Source organism: Natrinema sp. CGMCC1.2065, from assembly GCF_051225675.1.
GTDB lineage: Archaea > Halobacteriota > Halobacteria > Halobacteriales > Natrialbaceae > Natrinema > Natrinema thermotolerans.
This window is the reverse complement of record NZ_JBPJSJ010000001.1, coordinates 152,462-173,906: the sequence shown is the minus strand read 5'-3', so window position 1 is coordinate 173,906 and position 21,445 is coordinate 152,462. Positions and strand designations below refer to the sequence as shown.

General features: G+C 65.0%; 22 protein-coding genes and 1 pseudogene. 13 read left to right on the top strand and 10 right to left on the bottom strand.

Features of this window, described 5'->3' with window-relative positions; all coding sequences use genetic code 11:
- Positions 1 to 36: 36 nt before the first annotated feature.
- The 5 genes from ACSBP4_RS00890 (at position 37) to ACSBP4_RS00870 (ending at position 3,865) form a co-directional block, all read left to right on the top strand.
- On the top strand, positions 37 to 822 hold the full coding sequence (locus ACSBP4_RS00890; protein ID WP_049965244.1) for an alpha/beta fold hydrolase: 786 nt from the start codon (positions 37 to 39) through the stop codon (positions 820 to 822).
- 59 nt (positions 823 to 881) lie between these two features.
- Positions 882 to 2,135 carry a class I adenylate-forming enzyme family protein gene (locus tag ACSBP4_RS00885; protein ID WP_435551095.1) on the top strand — a complete coding sequence of 418 codons (1,254 nt, stop codon included), beginning with the start codon at positions 882 to 884 and terminating at the stop codon, positions 2,133 to 2,135.
- 128 nt (positions 2,136 to 2,263) lie between these two features.
- Positions 2,264 to 3,001 carry a type 1 glutamine amidotransferase gene (locus ACSBP4_RS00880; protein ID WP_049965242.1) on the top strand — a complete coding sequence of 246 codons (738 nt, stop codon included), beginning with the start codon at positions 2,264 to 2,266 and terminating at the stop codon, positions 2,999 to 3,001.
- Positions 3,002 to 3,137: 136 nt separating this feature from the next.
- Positions 3,138 to 3,416: a hypothetical protein gene (locus ACSBP4_RS00875; protein WP_006648485.1), complete on the top strand. Its 279-nt coding sequence runs from the start codon at positions 3,138 to 3,140 to the stop codon at positions 3,414 to 3,416.
- The gene (locus ACSBP4_RS00870; protein WP_049905484.1) at positions 3,413 to 3,865 is read left to right on the top strand and encodes a type II toxin-antitoxin system VapC family toxin; all 453 of its coding nucleotides are present in this window, start codon (positions 3,413 to 3,415) and stop codon (positions 3,863 to 3,865) included. The genes ACSBP4_RS00875 and ACSBP4_RS00870 overlap by 4 nt, the downstream gene beginning before the upstream one ends.
- A gap of 154 nt (positions 3,866 to 4,019) precedes the next feature.
- Here the strand turns inward: ACSBP4_RS00870 and ACSBP4_RS00865 are convergent, their stop codons facing one another.
- Positions 4,020 to 6,206 carry a (Fe-S)-binding protein gene (locus tag ACSBP4_RS00865; protein ID WP_435551094.1) on the bottom strand — a complete coding sequence of 729 codons (2,187 nt, stop codon included), beginning with the start codon at positions 6,204 to 6,206 and terminating at the stop codon, positions 4,020 to 4,022.
- A gap of 180 nt (positions 6,207 to 6,386) precedes the next feature.
- On the opposite strand from ACSBP4_RS00865, the gene ACSBP4_RS00860 reads away from it, so the two are divergent.
- Together ACSBP4_RS00860 and ACSBP4_RS00855 are read left to right on the top strand one after the other, a co-directional pair.
- Entirely contained in the window at positions 6,387 to 6,977 is a 591-nt protein-coding gene (locus ACSBP4_RS00860; RefSeq protein ID WP_006648488.1) for a hypothetical protein, read from the top strand.
- A gap of 159 nt (positions 6,978 to 7,136) precedes the next feature.
- Positions 7,137 to 7,820, top strand: coding sequence for a CRISPR-associated protein Cas4 (locus tag ACSBP4_RS00855; RefSeq protein ID WP_435551093.1), 684 nt, complete (start codon positions 7,137 to 7,139; stop codon positions 7,818 to 7,820).
- A 6-nt stretch (positions 7,821 to 7,826) separates the two neighbouring features.
- Here the strand turns inward: ACSBP4_RS00855 and ACSBP4_RS00850 are convergent, their stop codons facing one another.
- The 4 genes from ACSBP4_RS00850 to ACSBP4_RS00835 form a co-directional block, all read right to left on the bottom strand.
- Positions 7,827 to 8,036: a hypothetical protein gene (locus tag ACSBP4_RS00850; RefSeq protein WP_435551092.1), complete on the bottom strand. Its 210-nt coding sequence runs from the start codon at positions 8,034 to 8,036 to the stop codon at positions 7,827 to 7,829.
- Between the two features lie 106 nt (positions 8,037 to 8,142).
- Positions 8,143 to 8,730, bottom strand: coding sequence for an L-threonylcarbamoyladenylate synthase (locus tag ACSBP4_RS00845; protein ID WP_006648490.1), 588 nt, complete (start codon positions 8,728 to 8,730; stop codon positions 8,143 to 8,145).
- Between the two features lie 50 nt (positions 8,731 to 8,780).
- Positions 8,781 to 9,296, bottom strand: a complete 516-nt coding sequence (locus ACSBP4_RS00840) for a redoxin domain-containing protein (RefSeq protein WP_435551091.1) — start codon at positions 9,294 to 9,296, stop codon at positions 8,781 to 8,783.
- A complete protein-coding gene (locus ACSBP4_RS00835) occupies positions 9,296 to 9,586 on the bottom strand; it encodes a glutathione S-transferase N-terminal domain-containing protein (protein ID WP_049905504.1) in 291 nt (96 codons plus the stop codon). The genes ACSBP4_RS00840 and ACSBP4_RS00835 overlap by 1 nt, the downstream gene beginning before the upstream one ends.
- Before the next feature lie 108 nt (positions 9,587 to 9,694).
- Between ACSBP4_RS00835 and ACSBP4_RS00830 the strand changes: the two genes are divergently transcribed.
- On the top strand, positions 9,695 to 11,098 hold the full coding sequence (locus tag ACSBP4_RS00830) for a hemolysin family protein (RefSeq protein WP_049965236.1): 1,404 nt from the start codon (positions 9,695 to 9,697) through the stop codon (positions 11,096 to 11,098).
- A 48-nt stretch (positions 11,099 to 11,146) separates the two neighbouring features.
- On the opposite strand, the gene ACSBP4_RS00825 is transcribed toward ACSBP4_RS00830, so the two are convergent.
- The 5 genes and pseudogenes from ACSBP4_RS00825 to ACSBP4_RS00805 all read right to left on the bottom strand — a co-directional run bounded on the left by ACSBP4_RS00825 (position 11,147) and on the right by ACSBP4_RS00805 (position 15,089).
- The gene (locus ACSBP4_RS00825) at positions 11,147 to 11,875 is read right to left on the bottom strand and encodes a hypothetical protein (RefSeq protein ID WP_435551090.1); all 729 of its coding nucleotides are present in this window, start codon (positions 11,873 to 11,875) and stop codon (positions 11,147 to 11,149) included.
- A 49-nt stretch (positions 11,876 to 11,924) separates the two neighbouring features.
- Entirely contained in the window at positions 11,925 to 13,118 is a 1,194-nt protein-coding gene (locus tag ACSBP4_RS00820; RefSeq protein ID WP_435551089.1) for an inorganic phosphate transporter, read from the bottom strand.
- A gap of 168 nt (positions 13,119 to 13,286) precedes the next feature.
- Entirely contained in the window at positions 13,287 to 13,718 is a 432-nt protein-coding gene (locus ACSBP4_RS00815) for a hypothetical protein (protein ID WP_435551088.1), read from the bottom strand.
- 89 nt (positions 13,719 to 13,807) lie between these two features.
- Complete coding sequence (locus ACSBP4_RS00810; RefSeq protein ID WP_006183136.1) at positions 13,808 to 14,530, bottom strand: DUF5828 family protein; 723 nt, start codon at positions 14,528 to 14,530, stop codon at positions 13,808 to 13,810.
- A 77-nt stretch (positions 14,531 to 14,607) separates the two neighbouring features.
- Positions 14,608 to 15,089 (bottom strand): annotated as a pseudogene (locus ACSBP4_RS00805) (hypothetical protein).
- Positions 15,090 to 15,550: 461 nt separating this feature from the next.
- Between ACSBP4_RS00805 and upp the strand changes: the two are divergent.
- The 5 genes from upp (at position 15,551) to ACSBP4_RS00780 (ending at position 21,426) form a co-directional block, all read left to right on the top strand.
- Positions 15,551 to 16,228: a uracil phosphoribosyltransferase gene (gene upp / locus ACSBP4_RS00800; protein ID WP_435551087.1), complete on the top strand. Its 678-nt coding sequence runs from the start codon at positions 15,551 to 15,553 to the stop codon at positions 16,226 to 16,228.
- 153 nt (positions 16,229 to 16,381) lie between these two features.
- Positions 16,382 to 16,756, top strand: a complete 375-nt coding sequence (locus ACSBP4_RS00795; RefSeq protein ID WP_435551086.1) for a cupin domain-containing protein — start codon at positions 16,382 to 16,384, stop codon at positions 16,754 to 16,756.
- Between the two features lie 433 nt (positions 16,757 to 17,189).
- Positions 17,190 to 18,140 (top strand): TAXI family TRAP transporter solute-binding subunit, encoded by a 951-nt coding sequence (locus ACSBP4_RS00790; RefSeq protein WP_435551085.1) that lies wholly within the window; start codon positions 17,190 to 17,192, stop codon positions 18,138 to 18,140.
- A gap of 47 nt (positions 18,141 to 18,187) precedes the next feature.
- Entirely contained in the window at positions 18,188 to 18,721 is a 534-nt protein-coding gene (locus ACSBP4_RS00785; RefSeq protein WP_049965228.1) for a DUF1850 domain-containing protein, read from the top strand.
- Positions 18,718 to 21,426 (top strand): TRAP transporter permease, encoded by a 2,709-nt coding sequence (locus ACSBP4_RS00780; RefSeq protein WP_435551084.1) that lies wholly within the window; start codon positions 18,718 to 18,720, stop codon positions 21,424 to 21,426. Before ACSBP4_RS00785 ends, ACSBP4_RS00780 begins: the two co-directional genes overlap by 4 nt.
- Positions 21,427 to 21,445: the final 19 nt, after the last annotated feature.

Below are 21,445 nucleotides of genomic sequence, written 5' to 3'. Positions count from 1 at the left end.
GTCCCCTTCTTTCACCGCCGCCCCGTCGATTCTCTCATGCCGACCGCAACGAACGGCTCCGTCTCGCTGTACTACGACCGTGCGGGCGAGGGCGCGCCCGTCGTCTTCGTCCCCGAGGCCGGCCTCGGCGGCTGGCTGTGGGGCTGGCAACACGCCGCCGTCGCCGGCCCCCACGAGGCCGTCGTCTGGGATCTCCGTGGGACGGGTCGCTCGGATGCACCGCCCGGTCCCTACGACCTCGAGACGCTCGCCGCCGACCTCGAGGCGGTGCTGGCCGACTGCGGGATTCCGAACGCACATCTCGTCGGCTGCGGGCTCGGCGGTGCGATCGCACTTCGTGCCGCTCGAGACTCGAGTCGCGTCGCGACGCTGACGCTGTTCGGAACGGCGGCCGAGGGCGAGGCGTTCGACCTCGAACCGCTCTTTGCGCCGCCGGACGACCGTGACGCGCTTCGGGAGTCGCTCACGGCCGGCCTCTCGACGGACTTCCGCGAGGCCCAACCCGACGCACTCGAGGGGATCGTCGACTGGCGGGCCGACGGCGACGCCGAACGGGACGGCTGGGAGGCACAGGTCGCGGCGCTCGAGGGGTTCGACGCGACCGACTGGCTGGTCGAGGTGACCCAGCCCACGCGGGTGATCCACGGCGGCGCGGACGAACTCGTGTCGCCCGCGGCCGGGACGGCGTTGGCGCGGGGACTGCCCCGCGGGGAGTTCCGCAACCTCGAGGGCGCGGGGCATCTCTGTTTCATCGAGCGCTCGCGGACGGTCAACGATCTCCTGCTGGGCTTTCTCGCGGATCGGACGGATGAATCCACGTAACGGCTCGGCCGATGCGGGGAGTGCTTGCGACTGACCCCCGCCATACTACGTATGCGAGCGTGGAAGCGACCTCCGTGACCCTCTCGCTGGCCCGCTGGGCGGACCGCTTCCCGGATCGGACGGCGGTCGTCGACATCTCCGAGGATCGGCTGTACGCGCCCGCGGAGACGATTCACGAGGACCGGGTTTCCTACGGAGCGCTGTCGGCGATCGCAGACCGAACCGCCGAACGGCTCGCCACGCTCGGGATCGGACCCGGCGACACGGTCTGTCTCGTCACCCGAAACCGGGTCGCGACGCTGGGGCTGTTTTTCGCCTGTCGACGGCTCGGGGCGACGCTCGCGCCGGTTTCCCATCTGCTGACGCCTGCCTCCGTCGAGCGTCCCTTCGATGTCCTCGAGCCCGAGATCGTCGTCGCGGAGGCGGCCCAGCGCGATCTAGTGCGGTCGATCCCGTTCGACCGATCGGTGACGCTTGCGGAACTGTCCGAGACGGATCGCGCCGGTGTCGAAGTCGACGATCGCCGGCCGGGCGACGCTCCGCTGCTCGCCCTCCATGGCCAGTCAGGTCGACCGGTCGCGGGCTATGCGAGCGAGACCCTCAAACGCAACTGCCGGACGGCCGTCGCCGCGTGGGGACTGGCCGCGAACGACGTCGTTCCCCTCACGACGCCGCTGGCCGCGCCGGACGGGCTCGTCCGCGTCGCGCTGTCGGTGTTGTACGTCGGCGGAACGCTCCTGCTCGATCGGGCCTTCGACCCCGGCGACGCCGCGACCGCGATCGCCGAGGAGGGAGCGACGCTGTTGCCCGGCCGAGCGACGGTCCTCCGCGATATCGCAGCCGAAACCGGCTTCGACGCCGCCGCCGACCGGCTCGAGCGTGCGGTCTGCGAAGCGCCGGACGACGGGGCTGTGGTCCGGGCCTACCGAGATCGGGACGTGCCGGTCGCACGGGTCTACGGCCGCCTCGAGTGTCCGACGGCCCTGAGCGAGGGGTTCGTCGGCGACACCCGTGTCGACGAGTCCGAGGGGTCACCGGTCGGCCGTCCGGTTCCGGACTGTCGTGCCCGGCTGGTCGACGACGAGGGGACGGTCCTCGAGGGAGCGGCCGACGGCCGCCTCCAACTCTCGGGGCCGGTGGTGGCCGACGGTTACGTAAACGCTGCCGGAACCGCCGACGAACAGCGGGACGAGCCGACCGCACTCGAGCGTACCGGGGACGACGCCGGCGACCGCGGTTGGATCGCCGACGGCTGGTTCGATACGGGCGACCGGTTCCGGCGGGACGAAGCGGGGACCTACTACCTGCGATGAGTCGCAGTCGCGAGCGTGACCGAGTTCGATTCCGTCGGCGCTCGAGGCGCGGCGCTGGCCGTCGGCAGTTGCGGCAACCACGGCATCGGGCGGAACACCTATTCTTGTCCAGTGGGCAGTATGGCGTAATGAGTAAACCCCGAATCGCCGTCCTGAACGCGGCTCACCGGGACGAGAACACGACGCGGAACTTCCGACGTGAACTCGACGCCTCGCTGGCGGAGTTCGACGCCACCGACGGTACAGTCCCCGACGACTTCGACTACGACGGTGCCGTCGTCACCGGCTCCCGCTCGTCGGTCTACTGGGACGACGACTGGATGCGGCCCGTCAAGGAGTGGGTCGGCGAGGCGATCGATCGCGGGATCCCCTTCCTCGGGGTCTGTTGGGGCCACCAGCTGCTCGCCGACGTCCTCGGGGGCACCGTCGAGGACATGGGTGTCTACGAGGTCGGCTACAGCGAGATCGAACACACCGGCGACTCGCGGCTGTTCGACGGCATCGACGAGACCTTCCTGTCCTTTACCAGCCACTCCGACGCGGTTACTACCCTCCCGCCCGGTGCCGACCCCCTCGCCGAAAACGACTACTCGAACCACGGCTTCCGCACGGGCCGCGTCTTCGGCGTCCAGTTCCACCCCGAGTACGACGCGAAAACCGCCCGCGAACTCGTCCACCGCAAGGACCTCTCCGACGAGCGCCGCGAGTCGATCCTCGCCGAGATCACCGCGGAGAACTACCGGCAGGCCAGCGAAGCGAAACTCGTCTTCGACAACTTCCTCGAGTTCGTTCGCGAGGTGCGCGCGGACGGTGTCGATTCCGGGACCGACAATCGGACTGCGACTCGAGCCGGTCGCTCCGACTGACTAGCCGGTTCCCCCTCCGATTGCTATCTGCTCGAACGGCATTCGATAGCGACTGTAACGTTCTGAATTCGCCCGTCGGAAGACATTGCTCGTAGCGGGAGAACAGTTTTCTCAGTGGAGTCCGCTACTAGCGCATATGAGTACCTCGATCAAGGTCACGGATGTCACGAAATCGTACCTCGAGGAACTTCAAGCAGAGATTCGCCTCGAGACGGGAACGAACGTGACTCAACAGGACCTCCTCGAACGGATCGTTACGAACACGTACGAATCGAAAGACGAGATAATCGACTCGTATCGGGACGATTTCGAGCCACTGTCGGAGGACGAGATCGATCGGTGGCTGTCCGGAACCGTCGACTCAGGTGTCGAGACGACGGAAGAAGACATCGATGAGGTTCTGTACGGCGAATGAGCGTATTTATCGACACTGGTGTTTTCTTCGCGCAGCACGATCGTGCCGCAGCGAGGCATGAAGCGGCAGCCAATGCAATGCAGACAGTCCTCGCAGGCAGTCTCGGCCGTCCATACACGAGCGACTACGTGATCGACGAAGCGATCACGCTTACCCGGAAACGAACGGGTAGCTACGACGCCGCGTGGACTATCGGACGGCGAATCCTCGGTCGTGGTGGATACCCGGATCGGATCGAACTACAGCAGACGACACCGGAACTGTTCGAGGAGACGCTCGAAACGTTCGAGAACTATCGGGATCATTCGCTTAGTTTCACCGACGCGAACACGATCGCGATCGTTGAGCGGGACGGTATCGATTCCGTTCTCAGCTTCGACGACGACTTCGACGGCCTCGTCGATCGGATCGATCCGACGATAATCGGCGACGACTATAGTAGCCGTTGAAACGATTTACACACTGATCGCAACGCTGTCGTGCGATCAGGTGTGCAATGACTTTCAGCGGCTACTATAGCAGTACAACCGTTCGAATTCTCCCGTTCGACCGATCCGCAAAACGAATCCGATTCGTCGGCTACCGGACCGACCGGAGTGCCAATCAGTCCGCGGCGACTTCGACCTTCGCTTCGTCTGCCTTGCCGATGGCCTCGACGATGAGTTCGGCCACGTCGACGATCTCGATCTCGTCCTCGAAGTCGCCGGTCTTGCGGCCGTCCTCGTACATCGTCATACACATCGGACAGGCGACGACGAACTTCTCGATCCCGCTGCCGGCGTCGGTGTCCTCGAGCGCCTCTCGAATGCGTTCCTCGCTTGGCTTTGGCTCTTCCTCGAAGTCCATCCAGAGGCCGCCACCGCCGCCGCCACAGCAGAAGGAGTTGCTGCGGTTGCGGGGCATCTCGTCGAGCGTACAGCCGGTCGCTTTGATGAGTTCGCGCGGGGCCTCGTACTCGTCGTTGTATCGACCCAGATGACACGGGTCGTGGTAGGTGACCGTGTAGTCGAGTTCGGTCCCGTCCAGGTCGAGTTTGCCGTCCTCGACGAGCTCCTCGACGGCCTGGGTCCAGTGGTAGACGTCGATCTCGCCGTCGTCGTTCCACTGCTCGTCGTACTCGAAGGGCATCATCGGATCGTCCGAGAACTCGTCGAAGTTGAGTTCCGGGTACTCGTTCTTGAAGGTGTTGTAGGAGTGGGGGTCCGTACAGACGATCTTGTCGAACTCACAGTCCTCCCACGTCTCGACGTGGTGGCCGGCCAGTTCGACGTAGAGCAGTTCCTCGCCGACCCGCCGGATGTCGTTGCCATCGAACTTCTCGTCGTCGAAGAGGATGCCGAAGCTGACGTCGGCCTCCTTCAGAATCGTCGCCAGCGAGCGGGCGACCTGCTTGTTGCGCTCGTCGTAGCTCGGGAAGTCGCCGACGTACCAGAGGTAATCGACTTCCTCCTCGCGGGCGTCGGTGACGTCGAACTCGAGGTCCTCGGTCCAGTCGCCGCGATTGCGTGGCGAGTCACCGAAGGTGTTGCCGTTCTGCATGACGTTCTGGAAGACGTCCTGCATGCTCGAGGAGACGTCGCCCTGATCGGTCTGCTGGCGGTTGAGCCGGGTGAAGCTCTTGAGGTGTTCGATCTCGACGGGGCAGGCGTCCATACAGGCCATACAGGCCATACAGGAGTCCATCGTCTCGGAGTTAATCACCGAGGTACCGCCGTCGGCGATGATCGGTTTCTCCTCCCCGCCGGCCTCGAGAGCCTCCCGGTAGGACTTCAGGTCGAGGATGACGTTCCGCGGGTCGAGCGGCCGGTCGGAGGCCTTGGCCGGACAGACCGACGAACAGCGACCGCATTTGGTACAGGCGTCCTGGTCGAGGATCTCCTTCCAGGTGAAGTCGTCGATGGATTCGGCGTTCGTCGCGTCCAGATCCGAGGGGACGTTCGGCAGACGCGCGCCGGCCTTCTCGTCGCGCGTGACGACGTTCGCAAAGGAGGAGATCATGTGGAACGGCTTCGCGTAGGGGATCCACGCGATGAAGAAGAACGCGATCAGCGAGTGGGACCACCACGCGAGCCAGTGGAGGTTCTCGACGTTGAAGCCGCCCCCGTTCAGTCCGGCCTGGTCGGCACCCAGCGTCGGGAGCCCGACGGCGTCGAAGCCAAGCGCCATTCCGTAGGCGACGAAACTGACGACCTCGTGGTCCGGAATCCCGGCGCTGTAGACGCGCAGCCCCTCGAGCAGGAAGCCGCCGATGCCCAGCGCGAACAGCGTCCAGATGAAGATATCGTCCTCGTTGGAGGTGTGTCGGCCCCAGAGACGGTGGTTGCGCACCCAGTAGCGCCGATACATCGCCATCCCGATGCCGACGACGAACAGCAGCCCCAGCGCGTCGACCATGAACTGGTAGGCGAGATAGAAGTCACCGTCCCAGAACGACATGTGAAGGATCTTCTGGGCGGCGTACTCCTCGGCCATCAGGATCAGCGTCGCGATAAACAGCGTCAGGAATCCCCACAGGATAAACGAGTGCATCAGGCCGCCGTAGAGGTCCCTGTTGAACTGCTTCTCGTTCGAGAGCACGATCTTGGCCGAGCTCACGATGCGGTTCGGCAGGTCGTTCAGACGCGCGAAGGAGTCGTCGTCGCCCTGCGAGTAGCGGGCGAACCGCCGATAGACGCCGTAGGTGAAGACGGCGATGGCGGTAAACGCGAGGAAGTAAAACGTCGCGTACTCGACGCTGGTGATGCCCCAGTACGTCTCCCTCGCCACGTCTGACTGTGCTAGTGCATGCATATCCAATGACGGGGAGGGCGGTAACTTAATTCTTGCCACACTCGGTCGAAGGCAACCCCGACGCCGTCTTGCGAAAATTTTCCTACTATTTCGAGTTTATAATAGTCGTCCATGTTCGTTTCGCCCGCCCAACCTATCTGGCAACAGGCTTAAATAGCCGCCCGTCGGGAGTGTCCACCCATGAACGACAAAACCGAGGAACTCCGGGACATCTTCACCGACGTCACCGACGGCGAGGAGACCGTCACCGAATCCCAAGAAGACACCCGCGGCTCCTTAGAGCGGGACGAACGGACGGATCAGGAACGCCTCGAGAGCGTCGTCCAGCAGATGCGCGAGCGCTACGAGTTCGAGACGCCCCTCGCAGACGAGGAGTTGATAACGGTCGCCAGAGCCTTCTACGACGGTCGGAGCGACGACGAGATCGCCGACGAACTCGGCGTCGATGTGGACGCGGTCTTCGAGGCCCGCATGTCGTTGCATCTCGTGGACGAGGACGACGCCGACGAAGTCGACCTCGCGGCGATTCGCGATCGCGGCGAGGACGACGCGACGCTGGCGGCGGAGTACGGCGTCAGCGAGGACCGGATCCGTCGGTACCGCCGTGTCGCCGAGGCGGACGACCAGTCTCGGACGGCGAACGACCGCTACCGCGACGAGTTCGATAGTGTCCTCTCGGACGCCGACCTCTCCGAACGCATGGCCTCCGACCTCCGCGAGGACGGCCTCGAGGATGCGACCGAGGGGATGGAGACGGACGTGGAGTTCTAGAACCGAACTTTTTGCGCCTCGGGTTCGCCGCAGGCGAACCACTCGGCGCAAAAACTTCGATGAAAAAGGCCGAGCGCTCGCTCCGCTCGCGCTCGGCACGACCGATTGCACCGCCGTTTCCGGCGAGACTTCTTATACGAAGCCGCGGCCAGACGAGGCGTGACCCGCTCTCCCGTCTCGTTCAGCGACCTGCGGACCGCCGCCTACTGCCCTCGAAAGTGCTACTATCAGCAGCGACTGCCGGCCGAGGAGCGCGAGCCACCGCCCGAAGTCGACTCGATCCGGGCGCTCGAGCCCCGCTACGAATCGCTGCTCGCGGCCCCACCGGGAGATCTCGAGGACGAACCGATCGCCGTTCCGGCGGTTCGGTACCGGGATCGACTGGCGGCGACCCGGGACCGGCTCGCGGAGAGCGGGCAGTGGGACCGGCTTCGAGACCCGCACGACCGCGACGTGTTCGCCACCGGCCGCCACTGTCGCGGGATCGTTCACAAGGTCCTTTCCGACCCGCTCGAGCCGGTGCTGGTGTCTTCGGGAGACCCACCCGAGAACGGCGTCTGGGAGTCCCAGTCGGTCCAGGCGGTCGCGGCCGCGAAGGCAGTCGCCTGGGAACACGGGACGACGGTCGAACGGGCCTGGCTCGAGTATCCCGCCCATGGCGTGATCCGCTCGGTCGACATGACGACCCGCCGGAAAGCGACCTACAGAAGCGCGTTGCGGGCGGTCCGGGAGATCGACGGGCCGCCGGCGCGGACGACCAACCGCTCGAAATGTGAGTCCTGTGAGTTCGCGGCCGAGTGTGGTGTCACGACGCGGACGCTTCGATCGCTGCTGGGGCTGTAGGCTCGGCTACCGTGCCAGTACGTGTTTCAGGACCGCGGTCGTGACGGCGAAGACGAGCCCGAAGACGATGCCGATGGGCACCGCGCTCTCGGGCGACTGCCCGCCGATCACGATCCGGCTGCCGGCGTACACACCGCCGGGGACCGTCACGGTGAGGAGGTGCCATAGCACTGACCGCGTCCGAAACCACGAGTCGGTGATGGGCTGACTGCTCATGGGCGGCGTACGGAAACACGTCGTACCGTTGTCGTATGTGGGTTTCGTTGTCAAAGGGGGCAGCAGCGACGTGTTCGGAGCGACCGGCAGCCACGGCTGCTGCGGTTCAGTGTCGCTCGAGCCAGGCCTCGATCTCGTCGGCCATCGCACCGCGGCGGTGGATCGTTCCGCTCGAGACGTCGACGACGGTACTCTCGGTCCCGCCATCGGTCTCGCCGCTGCCGAGGACGACGGTCGCGGCTTCGCGGATTTCCGGATCGAGGTCGTCGATCCGGCGTGCGCTTTCCCGGCCGCTGACGTTCGCGCTGGTCGACGTAATCGGCGTCCCGGCCCGCTCACAGAGTCGCAACGCGACTGCGTGGTCCGGGACACGGATCCCGACGCGGTCCTGGCCAGCCGTGAGTTCGTCCGGAACCCTCTCGCGTCGCCGACAGAGGACCGTCACGGGGCCGGGGAGAAACGTGCCCATGAACTGCCGTTCCCGCTCGGTCGCGCGGACGTGCTGTAGCGCTGACGGGACCGACGGCACCGCCATGGAGACCGGCTTCGATCGGTCCCGGCCTTTCACCTCGAAGACCCGCTCGACGGCGGCGGGCGAGAGGGCGTCCGCGGCGAGGCCGTAGACCGTCTCCGTCGGGTAGACGACGAGTTTCCCCTCCTCGATCGCCTCGGCTGCGCGGTCGTACTCGCTCATTCGGGTCGAACTCGGCGGATCTCGGGCAAAAACCTGTCGCTCAGCGCCGGTCACTCGAGGCCGAGTTCGGCCTCGAGGGCGTCGTAGTCGGGGAAGTCGGGCCAGTCGGTGGCGACCCACGCGCCCTCGATCGTGCGGTCGTCCGCGAGCGCGAAGAAGGCGACGCGGGGTTCGCCGAGGCCGGTCATGTCGTCGAAGTCGTGGGCGATGCCGTAGGACGCGGCGACCTCGTTGCTCGGGTCGCTAAAGAACGTGAAGGGATAGTCGTTGTCCCCGAGGAACCGCTTAACGCCGTAGGGAGTCGAGGCCGTGAGGCCGACGACGCGGCCGGCGCGTTCGTCCCAGTTTCGCTCCGTCAGTTCGTCCCAGACGTACTTGGCGAGGAACGAGCCGGTCATCGGCGTGAACACGAGGATCGTCCGGCCGTCGGTCTCGGCGACGATCTCCGACAGCGTCCGGTCCTCCCAGAACTCGTCGGTGACGAGCGGCCGGGTGAAGTCGGGCGCGTCCGCGCCGGGCTCGGGGTGATCCGCCGGACCCAACTCGACGACGTCGAACTCCGGCATCAGTCGTCACCTCCGGCCGTCGCCGCGGCTCCCTCGCCATAGGTCGACTCGAGGTAGTCGACGATATTGGCGCTTTCGGCCATCGTGACGCCGGTGTTCTCGTCGACGACGACGGGAACGGTCCGGACGCCGGCGACGCGTTTGACGACGTCTCGCTCGGAGTGCATCGGTTCGACGAACCGCGAGCGATAGCCCAGCTCGTACTCCTCGAGGAGCCGCGCGACTCGCTCGCAGAACGGACAGCCTTGGAGCCGGTAGAACGTGATCTGTCGGTCGTCGGTGTCGCTCATCGTCGCGTCTAGGGGAAACAGCCGGGTAAACGTGTCGTCGGCGGCGGCGATGGCCGTCATTGTAAAATGGGAAACGGTTAACCGATCCGGCTATTAGGCTGTACATCAATGGCGTTGTCTCCGTCGCTTGCGGTCCCGATGGTTGCCTACGAGCTGCCGGTCGTGGGCGTCGAGTTCGATCAGTCGATAGTGGCGGCCCTCGGCGCACTCGTGATCGTCGTTCTCGTCGCCCTGTCGGCGTTTTTCTCCTCCTCGGAGATCGCGATGTTCAACCTCCCGAAACACCGTCTCGAGGGGATGTTAGAGGAAGAGATCACCGGCGCGGAGCTGGTGAAGTCGCTCAAAGACGATCCCCACCGGCTGCTCGTGACGATTCTGGTCGGCAACAACCTCGTCAACATCGCGATGTCGTCGATCGCGACGGCGCTGCTCGGCCTGTACTTCGAGTCGGGGCTGGTGCCGGTCGTGCTGTCGACGTTCGGCGTGACGGCGATCGTCCTCCTGTTCGGCGAGAGCGTCCCCAAGTCCTACGCCGTGGAGAACACCGAGTCGTGGTCGGTCCGCATCTCGAAACCGCTGAAGCTCACCGAGTACCTACTCTTTCCGCTGATCGTCCTCTTCGACTACCTCACCCGGCAGATCAACCGCCTCATCGGCTCGACGGGCGCGATCGAGTCGCCCTACGTCACCCGCGACGAGATCCAAGAGATGATCGAATCCGGCGAGCGCGAGGGCGTCCTGGAGGAAGAGGAACACGAGATGCTCACGCGGATCTTCCGCTTTAACAACACCATCGTCAAGGAGGTGATGACCCCGCGACTCGACATGACGGCGGTGCCGAAAGACGCCCCGATCGACGAGGCCATCGAGACCTGTATCCAGAGCGGTCACGCCCGCATCCCGGTCTACGAGGGCAGCCTCGACAACGTGCAAGGCGTCGTCCACATCCGCGATCTCGTCCGGGACCTGAACTACGGCGAGGCGGCAAACGACGAACTCGAGCTAGCGGATCTCATCCAGCCGACGCTACACGTTCCCGAGTCGAAAAACGTCGACGAACTGTTGACCGAGATGCGGGAAAACCGGATGCACATGGCCATCGTTATCGACGAGTTCGGCACCACCGAGGGGCTAGTGACGATGGAGGACATGATCGAGGAGATCATCGGCGAAATCTTGGAGGGCGGCGAGGAACAGCCCATCGAGGAGATCGCCGACGACACCGTCCTCGTCCGCGGCGAGGTCAACATCGAGGACGTCAACGAAGCGCTGGACATCGAACTCCCCGAGGGACAGGAGTTCGAGACCATCGCCGGCTTCATCTTCAACCGTGCCGGCCGGCTCGTCGAGGAGGGTGAGGAGATCACCTACGACGGCGTCCGTATCACCGTCGAGACCGTCGAGAACACCCGCATCCTGAAAGCCCGACTCACGAAACTCGAGCAGCCGGACGACGACGAACCGGAACCCGACGACGCAGCGCCGCTCGAGGCCGACAACGACCACGAGTAGCCCGCCGGGTCACTGCTTCCTGTCGATCGAGCGCGACCGCGGGCCGGATCAGCTCTCCGAACCGACGAGTGCGGCGACATCGCGTGCGACCGCCGGCGGGACGACGATTCGACGGGGTCCCTGCACGTACTGCCCGTCCGGCTGGGCGTACGTCAGCGAGAGGACGGCCGCGTCGCCGAGGCGGCGGATCGAAACCGCTTCGATGACTGCGAGATCGATCACCTGTTCGGGTTCGTAGAGATAGATCGTTCGCTCTTCGGGGTCGAGCCTGCCGACCGACTGGAGAAACGACGCGAGAACGAGCGCGACGAGCGCGAGCGGAACCGATACCGCCGCGACGAAGGTAAAGGGACTGGCACCGACGGCCAACAGTTCGTTTTGCGAGACGTACCGCCCGACCCCCATCAACAGGCCGATGACACCCCCCATCACGACGGTCCCGACGGCCGCGTCGACCGCGCGGTCCAGTCGCTTCTCGCCGGGGATGTCGACCGGGAGTCGCTCGAGGTGGCGTTCGGTGTCGCTCGAGGCGGCGACCGCGAGGACGGTCGCGGCGATGGCTGCGATGAGCGCGACGACGACGGTGTGGCCGGTCCCGCCGGCTGCCTCGCCGGCGAGCCTGTAGAGCCGCCAGCAGACGACCGTCAGGATCGCGGCGAAAAAGGTGCCGACGCCGAACGTCCACAGCAGTCGGACGGTACGTGAGGTACTGGCGTCGCGACGCCACTGGATCGTCTCGTCGGCGGCGTCGGTGACGTCGACGGCGTCCTCGTCCATACGTCGGACTCACGACCCGTCGGGTAAAGACCGTTCGATGTCGGCCGGCTCACAGCAGGACCGCGGCGACGGCGGTGTAGCCGACAAAGGAGACGGTGATCGCGCCGGCCAGCGACCCGATCCACGCGAGGACGGTCACGCCCATTTTGCGGGCGCTGACGCCGCCGCCGGCGCCGGCCGCGGCGTAGCCGCTCCCGATGATCGCGCTGACGATGATCTCGTTGAACGAGACCGGAATGCCGTAGAAGACGGCGGTCTGGGCGATGATAAACGAAGGAATGAGCGCGGCGATCGACCGCCGCGGACCCAGCGAGGAGTAGTCCTGCGAGATCGCCTTGATCATTCGTGGCGCACCGGTCCACGACCCCAGCAGGAGGCCGAACCCGCCACCGACCAGCATCGCGAGCAGCGGCAGATCGAGTTCGCCCGACAGCGGGATCAGCGGGCCGATCGCCAGCCCGACCTGACTGCCGCCGGCGGAAAAGGCCACGAGCCCGCCCAACACGAGCAGGAAGTGCCGCTCGCCCCGTTCGGTGCCGTTGCGGAGGTCCAGCCCGATCGCGACCGCCCACAGCACCGCGATCACGGCCGTTGCGAGGGCGGTCCCGGCGATCGCCGGCCCGGGAAGCGAGACGCTCGAGGCCTGTGCGATCGACTGTCCGCCCGCGTCCGCCGGGCCCAGCAGCGCGAACTCGATGTTGGCGACGATCGCGCCGACCACGGCGGCCAGCACGACGATGAGATACTCTTCGGGAACCACCTCGGCGCGCAGCGCGCGAGCGACCGCGTAGGCGATCGAGCCGCCGACGAACGGCGTGAGGACCCACAGGGTGGCGATCTCGGTGTATTTGGCCCACGCCGGATCGCCGCCCATCGCGAGGCCGACGCCGATGACCGCGCCCGTGACGGTAAACGCCGTCGCGATCGGATACCCCGTGAAGATCCCGATCGCCACCAGGGCGGCCGCGATCAGCAGCGCCAGCGTCGCGGCCAGCGAGGAGAGGGTCACGCCGCCGATCAGCTCCGTTCCGACCGCCTCGGAGACGTTCGCACCCTGTAAGACCGCGCCGGAAAAGCCGAGCAGTCCCACGAGAAAGCCCGCCCGCATCACCGAGATCGCGTTCGCACCGACCGCCGGCGCGAACGGGGTCGACCCGCTCGAGCCGGCACCGATCGCCCACGCCATGAAGAGGCTCGCGATCGCGGCGACGCCGAAGGTCCCGAGCGTGGCGATATCGACCATCTATCCGCTTCCTATTAGCGGCCCCTACAAGTGTGTGCCGACCTGCGGTCGCCAGTGGCGGCCGAGCGGCTAAACCGCGGAGTCTGCTCGAGTCAATGCGGTGGAAAGATCCGTGAGAAACTGTCCGATCACAGATCCGTTTTGTGCCGCGTCGGAAACCCGCATACATCACTTCACTGGCTCGGAATCGGTCGCGACGTACTCGAGAAAGAACGCCCTGTGTTTGTACAGGATCCATAGGCCAGTCAGCCAGAGTGTTGTGGCAGCCACGGCACTTAGTAGTAGATCGTCATCGCCTTGGACAGTACCTGAGTCGAGAATCCCAAGAAATCCCCCTGTAATATGAAAACTCCAACCGAGAAATCCACCGGCGAGGCCGATTGGCCGGCCAGTGATAATCGTCCAGCCGATACCGACTGTACACACACTGATGACGATTGCTGGCCAGATCTCCACGGGGTTCTCTCCACTACTGGCTTGAATACCGTTCCTAACTCCGTTGATTAGGATGAGCCAGCCCAGTATTCCGACGCTGAGCGGTGTCCCGTCGGCGGTCGGCTCGAGGAGCCATTTCGCGGTCGCGCATCCGTCGCGCTCCATACGATGCTTCTATCATTCAGACATATACCCTTTTTATTTTCTAGCGGATCGCTCCGGGACCGAGCGAGGCGGCGATCCGACGGGGCGTCTCAGTTCGTCGTCGACCGCGAGTTGTCGTCGGGCTCCGGCGGCGGCTCCGCGCCCTCGATGGCCTCGGCCGCGTCGGTGTCCTTTTCGACTTCGACGTGCCAGCGGTCGATCTCGTCCTCGTACTCGGCGAGTCGTTCCGAGACGGCTTCCTTGAGGTCGTCGTCGTTGACGTTGACCTCGAAGACGAACTGTTCGCCGTTGCCGCCGTTGCGCGTCGACTGCTGGACGTTGGCGCTGACGAGTTCGTTGTCGAAGTAGTACGGCGCGAGCTGGGTCATCACGTTCTGGTAGACCGTGTCCTCGACCCGACGCAGGGCCTTGCGGCTCGCTGAGTCGGCCGCGCGCGCGACGTAATCGATCGACTCCTTCCAGTTGTCGACCGCGGCCCCGGCGTCGTCGTCCTCGAGGCTCTCGTAGGACTCCGAGAGCTTCTCGCCGGCGGTCTTGATGTCCTCGTCGGGCTCTTTGCCCGCTTTCTCGCCTTTGCCTTCCTCGACGCTGGCCTGGTCGGCGGTCTTTTCACTGACGTCGGAATCGAGGGTTTCGTGGGCCTTGGGTCGCCACTCGTCCCACTCTTCGAAGGCGCGCGCGAAGCGCGCGCCCCACTCCTGGTCGGGATCGTGGACGTCGACGTCGCGGAGCGCGCGCGTGATTCGCTCCCCGTGTTCGACGATATCGCCCCAGTCACCGCGGACTTTGAACCCCGAGATGCTCTCTTCCATTCGGCTGGCCGAGTGGTAGCGTGCGGACAGGTATAAACTTCTCTGCCGTCGGTCACGTGGATCGGTACCGGGGGACGTTACCGCTGGCCGCTCGTCCCGCGGCCGCCCATCGACTGCTGTCCCATCCCCTGGCCGCCGGACCGTTCCATCGATCCCTGCGTTCCTTGGCCGCCATCGACTGCCCGCCGACCATCTCGAGCAGCGTCGTACAGGAGTCCATCGTCCGATCGATCGCTGAGATCGTCTCGGCGACGTGGGGATGTTGCTGGAACTGCTGGAGTTCCGGCAGGCCCTCCCGGGCGATCCGGACGAACGTGTCCGCGATTTCGGGGCCGAACATCGAGTCCCTGGCGATCAGCTTCTCGTTGAACGCGGCCAGTTCCGCGATGTCGCGACAGATCGCCGCACACGTCGCCAGCTGTGGCCCCTCCGAGGCACACATCTTCGCACACCAGTCGGCGACGTGGGACAGTTCGGTGAAGTCCTCGAGCGCGATTCGCAGTTCGTTGGTGAGGTGGTCCTCGAACGATCGCTGGCCCTGCGTTCCCTGGCTTCCCATCCGCTGGCCGCCGCCAATCGACTGCTGACCACCCGTTTGTTGGCCGCCGCTGGTCGGCTGCTGGCCGCTCATTCGTTGCCTGCCCATCGGTTGTTGCCCGCCCGTCCCCTGCATTCCGCCTCGGCTCGTCGGTTGCTCTCCCGTCGGTCCCTGTCGCGGCTGCTGGTGGTGCTGGTTGCTCATTGGAATTCCTCGCCCGTGATCGGGCACCGGTGGCTACGCCGATCGGCCGATTAAACCGGAGCCACCGTTACGACCGTTTCGGCCGGACGAAGGCCGGTTTCGGGTATCGTAGCGACCGCCCGAACTTCGGGCGAAGTGTGGCTTGCGCCTCGGTAAAACCCTGTTAGCGGTCACAATTCATCCTTTCCCCCGGTGCGACCGTCTCGACACGGTGTCGCGTCGCACGGTCGTCGCCGCTGATCGACACTGTGAACTACCCGGCGGGTGGCCATACGGGTATGCCGATCGAAGACCGGGACAACGCCTATCTCATCACTCACGCACTGGCCAAGGACACGCTGAGTCGGCTCCGCGACGTCGAAACCGAGCAGGTCAGCTTCCGGAAGGGACTGGTCAAACTCGGTCGGATCTGTGGCTACGAGATCATCGACGGCCGCATGGAGACCGAGTACGTCGAGATCGAGACGCCCTTAGAGCAGACGATGGGCGAGCGCGTTCGCGGCCTCGACGACGTCGTGATCATCAACGTCTTGCGCGCGGCGACGCCGTTCGTCGAGGGACTGCTGAAGGCCTTCCCGCGGGCGCGACAGGGCGTCATTAGCGCGAGCCGCGACGAGGAGGCCGGCCGCGAGGCGGACGGCTCGTTCCCCATCACGGTCGACTACGTGAAACTGCCCGAGATCACCGAGGACGACACGGTCATCATCGCCGACCCGATGCTCGCGACCGGGAGTACGATGTGTACCGTCCTCGATCACGTCGTCGAGAACGCGGTCCAGCCGGAGAACCTGATCGTCCTCTCGGCGGTGTCGGCACCGGAGGGACTGCTCCGTGTCGACGAGGAGTTCGACGAGGCCGACCTGCTGACGGTGTCGATCGACGACCGACTCGACGAGAACGGCTTCATCGTCCCCGGACTGGGCGACGCCGGCGACCGCGCGTTCCGCACGACCTGATACGGTTTGCTGTCCCGATGTCCTGGCGGGACTGCAGGGCGGTCGCGGTCCCACCGGTAATGACGGACAGTCGACCGTATGAACTCGCGCTCGAGGTATCACCGAGCGGACTGGTGGCGACGGACTTTTGCGGACCGCCTCGTACAGACCCCCATGGAGTACAGCGTCGTCGATCCGGACGACCTCGAGTACGTCGACGAACGGCCTTGTGACCGCCGCCGACTGAGCGACGCGGCCGGCCTGGACAACGTCGCGATCAACCGCTTCGACGCGGCACCGGGCGAACAGTTACCGCTGGCCTATCACGTCCACGACACCCAAGAGGAGGCGTTCCTCGTCCTCTCTGGGACGCTCCACGTCGAGACGCCCGAGGGCGACCTCGAGGTTCCCGAGGGATCATTGTTCGCGGCCCGGCCGGAGTCGCCACACCGGGCCTACAATCCCGAAGACGCCGACGAACGGGTGTCGGTCGTGGCGATCGGTGCGCCGGCGGTCGACGACGTCGCGCCCTACGAACCCGAGGCGTAACCTCGAGCGTCCGCCACCTCCTCGCTGCAGGCATCGATTCCCAGCGCCGCGTTCACCGGCTACTGCTGGCTGACCGCGGTGGCGAGCAGGTCACTGCCGGCGATGAACGTGGGGTGCCGATCGGCCGGATATGGTCCGGTAGCCGATTGAGACGCACTGCGAGGACGATGCAACCGAGACCGCCGACGTTTCTGGCCGTGTTCATTCGAACGATCCCGGTGTGAGTATGGGTGTCCGCGACCCCTTCGTTTCCAGTCGAACCCGACTTTTGTCTTCCCCTCATCTGTCGCGAGGAATATAAGGCTATATAGATAATTATGTTTTTGAACGAATATTCGTCATTAGGGCCTGTAATGTAGTGATGCAAACTAATACTGGGGATACGATTGACAATCAATAATGTATATATAGCCCCGTTACTTGGAATCGAAGTATGTCATCTCATTTCAACAGGCGCAATTTTGTCAAGGCAGCGGGTGCTGCTGGGATCGCCGGTCTCGCCGGCTGTCTCAGTGGCGGCGGTGACGGAAACACGCTTTCGTGGCACGCGGGCGGTACTGGCGGCACGTACTACCCGCTCTCGAATAACTTCAAAACGATCGTCGAAGACAACACGGAGTACTCCCTGCAGGTCCAGTCGACGGGCGCGAGTCTCGAGAACGTCGGAAGCCTCAACCGTGAGGACGCCGAGTTCGCACTGATTCAAAACGACATCGCTTACTTCGCGGTCAACGGCACGGGTCACAAGGACCTCGAAGGCAACGCGATGGAGAACATCCGGGGCGTCGCGACGCTGTACCCTGAGACGATTCACGTCATCACGCAGGCCGATTCGGACATCGAGACGGTCGCGGACCTCGACGGCAAAACGGTCAACACCGGCGATGCAGGCAGCGGGACGCAGGTCAACGCGTTGCAGATTCTCGAAACTGCCGGCATCGAACAGGGCGACTTCACCGAGCAAAACACCGACTTCGATACGGCGACCGACCAGATCCGCGACGGCGACGTCGACGCGGCGTTCGTCGTCGGTGGCTGGCCGGTCGGCTCCATCGAGAACCTCGCGACCAGTGCGGGTATTTCTATCGTCGAGATCGGCGGCGAGACCCGCGAAAACGTAATGAACGAGGCCGACTGGTTCGCCGAGGACACGATCCCTGCCGACACCTACGACGGGGTCAGTGAGGCCGTCGAGACGGTGTCGGTCCAGGCGATGATCGCGACCCACGAGGGGGTCGACGAGGAGACCGTCGAGGCCGTTACGACGGCGATCTTCGACCACACCGGCGACATCGATCAGAAGGCGGAGTTCATCGATGTCGAGTCGGCACAGAACGGGATGTCGATCGATCTCCACTCGGGCGCTGCAGCGTACTTCGACTGATCGGCTCCGCCGTTCTTGATACGCACTCACTGACCGTGACCCGCTCAATGTCGCGCTACTTGGCCGGTATACTGGCTCTTCTCGTCCTGCTCGGAGCGGCAGCGACCGTCGCGCCGACGGCGTCAGCGGATCGGACGCTCGTCGTTACCGACACGGAAACCGACGAGCAACTGCTTTCGGTGCCGGTAGACGACGGCGACGTCGTTACGCTCTCGTATACGCACAGCGTCGAGAAGACGCCCGTCGAGGATATCTACGTCGTCGACGGCACCCAGCTCCGAATGGATCGGATGGTCTTTCACTCACACGGTGCTGGGCTGCCCTCGGACGCGCCGATCGAGACGACCGACGAGGGGCTCGTCCTCGACCTCAACGAATCGTACGACGAAGTCGGGGTCGTTCCGGGATCGATCGCCGGACACGAACTCATCGTCGACGGCGAGCGCTACGATCTGGTCTCGCTCTCCGATGGGGCAGTTTCCCTCTCCATACTCGAGCCGACGTTCGTCGACGATTTCCTCCGGACCGAGGCTCGCTTCGCGTCGATAGACGATCCGAGATCACTACACATGCAACCATGAGTACGGACACACGAGACGAAGACGCGCTTTCGACTGAGGAACAGGACGACGTACTACAGGAGGTCGATCGAAGCCGAACCCATCAGGGACTCTCGGCTGCGCTCGTCGCCCTGATCGGGATCACGTTTTCGGCGTTCCAGATGTGGATCGCGGCCCGGAGCTATCAGTTCAGCGTGACGCTACCGGTCGTCGGATCCGTCGAGATCGCCTCGCTACAGCCACTGCAGGTGTACTCGATCCACGTGACGTTCGCGCTCGTCCTCGCGTTCCTGTTGTTCCCGGCGAGCGGCGGCGACGGGCGCATCGCCCGTCGACTCGGCGCGATCGTTCCCGCTGCCCGACGCCGATTCGGTCCGGACAGCTCCGTTACCCGGGCCGTCGAACGGCTCGGAGACGGGCTCCGTTGGGCGGCCGTCGATCCGAACCTGCGACGGATTACGCCGCTCGACGCCGTCCTCGCCGTCCTCTCGCTGTTCCCGATGTACTACGTCGTCACCTCGTACGACGAGATCAAGCGGCTGGCGACCTTCGGTATCCAGTCGGGCGAGCCGCTCGGCGAGGCCATCCCGCTACTCGAGCCGTTCGTGGTCGCACTGGCCACGTTCGGCGTACCGATCGACGAGCAGTCCGGTGCGTTCCTGCTTGGCGCGCTCGGTATCGTGCTGGTGCTTGAGGCGACGCGCCGGACCCTCGGCGTCGTCCTCATGTCGCTGATCGCGTCGTTCATCGCCTACGCTCGCTGGGGATATTTCATCCCGCACGACTCGGCGATCGGGGCGCTGGCGATCCAGCCCGATACCTGGGCGAGTATCGTCTACGACCTCTGGTACACCACCGAAGCGGGCATCATGAGTACGCCCGTCGCGGTCAGCGTTCGTTTCATCTACATCTTTATTCTCTTCGGTGCCTTCCTCGAGATGAGCGGTGCCGGCAAGTGGTTCATCGACCTCGCGTACTCGCTGACCGGCACCAGAAAGGGCGGCCCGGCGAAAGCGAGCGTCGTCTCGAGCGGCTTCATGGGAATGCTCAGTGGCTCGTCGATCGCCAACACGGTGACGACGGGCGCGTTCACGATCCCGCTGATGAAACGGTCGGGTTACTCGCCATCGTTCTCCGGCGCGGTGGAGGCCTCGGCGTCGTCGGGCGGGCAGGTCCTCCCGCCGGTGATGGGTGCGGCCGCGTTCCTCATCGTCGAGTTCACCGGGACGGCGTATTCGGACGTGATCGTGGCGGCGACTCTGCCCGCGATCGCCTTCTTCTTCGGGATGTGGGTCATGGTCCATTTCGAGGCGGTTCGTGGCGGGATCGGCGGGATCGCACGCGGTGAGCTTCCGAACGGTCTCGAGAACTTCCGCACCGGATGGTTCTATCTGATCCCGCTCGTCCTCCTGATTCACTTCCTGGTCATCGCTCGACTGTCGATCAACCGCGCCGGCTGGTATACGATCATCGCTATCGTCGCGTTGATCGCCGTCGTGGCCGCCTACGACGAACGCAGTCGCGGCCCGCTGTTCGGATCGATCGCCGCGATTACGCTCGCCCACGCCGCGGCGTTCGCGACCTACGGCGTCGGGCTCGGGACCGCGATTCAGGTCCCGATCGGCCTCGAGTCGGCGGCCGATCCGTACGCGCTCGGTGCTGCGGCGACCGCCGCCGCGTCGGACCTCGGGACGATCGCGATCCTCGTCAGCGTCGGCTTCCTGCTCGCTCGGCCGCGGTCGGACGCACCGCTGCTCGAACTCGACAGTGCGGTCGACGACTCCGCACGCCGGAGCGCGGAAGCGATCGGCCGTCCGTCGATCGCCGGCAACGCCGGCTACCGCTTCGGCACGTTCGTCGTGAAATCGATGGATTCGGGCGCGCGGACCGCAACGACGGTCGTCATCGCCGTCGCAGCGGCGGGCGTCGTCCCTGGCGTGATCAGCGTCTCCGGGCTCGGCCCGAACCTCGCCGCGCTCATCGAGGCCGTCAGCGGTGGGTCGATCCTGATCCTGCTCGCCCTGACGGGCGTCGCGGCGATCATCTTCGGAATGGGGATGCCGACGACCGCGATGTACATCATCCTGGTCGCGATGCTCGGCGGACCGATGGAGGACCTCGGCGTTTGGGTCGTCGCCGCCCACCTCTTTATCCTCTACTTCGGGCTGATGGCGGACGTCACGCCACCCGTCGCAGTCGCCGCGTTCGCCGGTGCAGGCGTCGCGAAAGCCGACGAACTCAAAACCGCGATCACTGCGTTCCTCCTCTCGCTGAACAAGATCCTCGTCCCGTTCGCGTTCGTCTTCTCGCCGGGTATCCTGCTCGTCCGAGAGACCGGTGGTGAATGGGGACTCATCGGCTGGGCCGATATCTCGGACCTCGGCTTCTTCCTCCCCGAGGTCGTCGTTCCCGTCCTCGGAATGTTCCTCGGCGTGTACGCACTCGGCGTCACGATCATCGGCTGTCAGTACTCCCCGGTCGACTCCGGTCGCCGGACGCTGTACGCGGCCGCGTCGATCTTCCTGATGGTCCCCGAGGTGCCGCTCCTCGTCCTCGAGGGCGTCCTCTCGCTGGCCGGACTGTCCGTCGGCCTCACCGACCTCCTCGTCACGCTCCCGATCCGGGCGCTCGGACTGGCGATTCTCGTCTCGCTTTCCTACCGCAACTCCGCCCGTGCATCCGGTGCCGAGTTGGGGGCCGCCACACCGACGCCGAACGACGTGTAATCGAACCGTCGACCCATTA

Coding starts and splice junctions, on each gene's coding strand:
- ACSBP4_RS00815 (WP_435551088.1), bottom strand. CDS start 13,718: ATGGAGCGCGACGGATGCGCGACCGCGAAATGGCTCCTCGAGCCGACC.
- ACSBP4_RS00795 (WP_435551086.1), top strand. CDS start 16,382: ATGGAGTACAGCGTCGTCGATCCGGACGACCTCGAGTACGTCGACGAA.
- ACSBP4_RS00875 (WP_006648485.1), top strand. CDS start 3,138: ATGAGTACCTCGATCAAGGTCACGGATGTCACGAAATCGTACCTCGAG.
- ACSBP4_RS00830 (WP_049965236.1), top strand. CDS start 9,695: ATGGCGTTGTCTCCGTCGCTTGCGGTCCCGATGGTTGCCTACGAGCTG.
- ACSBP4_RS00865 (WP_435551094.1), bottom strand. CDS start 6,206: ATGCATGCACTAGCACAGTCAGACGTGGCGAGGGAGACGTACTGGGGC.
- ACSBP4_RS00780 (WP_435551084.1), top strand. CDS start 18,718: ATGAGTACGGACACACGAGACGAAGACGCGCTTTCGACTGAGGAACAG.
- ACSBP4_RS00810 (WP_006183136.1), bottom strand. CDS start 14,530: ATGGAAGAGAGCATCTCGGGGTTCAAAGTCCGCGGTGACTGGGGCGAT.
- ACSBP4_RS00860 (WP_006648488.1), top strand. CDS start 6,387: ATGAACGACAAAACCGAGGAACTCCGGGACATCTTCACCGACGTCACC.
- ACSBP4_RS00845 (WP_006648490.1), bottom strand. CDS start 8,730: ATGAGCGAGTACGACCGCGCAGCCGAGGCGATCGAGGAGGGGAAACTC.
- ACSBP4_RS00825 (WP_435551090.1), bottom strand. CDS start 11,875: ATGGACGAGGACGCCGTCGACGTCACCGACGCCGCCGACGAGACGATC.
- ACSBP4_RS00840 (WP_435551091.1), bottom strand. CDS start 9,296: ATGCCGGAGTTCGACGTCGTCGAGTTGGGTCCGGCGGATCACCCCGAG.
- ACSBP4_RS00880 (WP_049965242.1), top strand. CDS start 2,264: ATGAGTAAACCCCGAATCGCCGTCCTGAACGCGGCTCACCGGGACGAG.
- ACSBP4_RS00870 (WP_049905484.1), top strand. CDS start 3,413: ATGAGCGTATTTATCGACACTGGTGTTTTCTTCGCGCAGCACGATCGT.
- ACSBP4_RS00790 (WP_435551085.1), top strand. CDS start 17,190: ATGTCATCTCATTTCAACAGGCGCAATTTTGTCAAGGCAGCGGGTGCT.
- ACSBP4_RS00785 (WP_049965228.1), top strand. CDS start 18,188: ATGTCGCGCTACTTGGCCGGTATACTGGCTCTTCTCGTCCTGCTCGGA.
- ACSBP4_RS00850 (WP_435551092.1), bottom strand. CDS start 8,036: ATGAGCAGTCAGCCCATCACCGACTCGTGGTTTCGGACGCGGTCAGTG.
- ACSBP4_RS00820 (WP_435551089.1), bottom strand. CDS start 13,118: ATGGTCGATATCGCCACGCTCGGGACCTTCGGCGTCGCCGCGATCGCG.
- ACSBP4_RS00835 (WP_049905504.1), bottom strand. CDS start 9,586: ATGAGCGACACCGACGACCGACAGATCACGTTCTACCGGCTCCAAGGC.
- upp (WP_435551087.1), top strand. CDS start 15,551: ATGCCGATCGAAGACCGGGACAACGCCTATCTCATCACTCACGCACTG.
- ACSBP4_RS00890 (WP_049965244.1), top strand. CDS start 37: ATGCCGACCGCAACGAACGGCTCCGTCTCGCTGTACTACGACCGTGCG.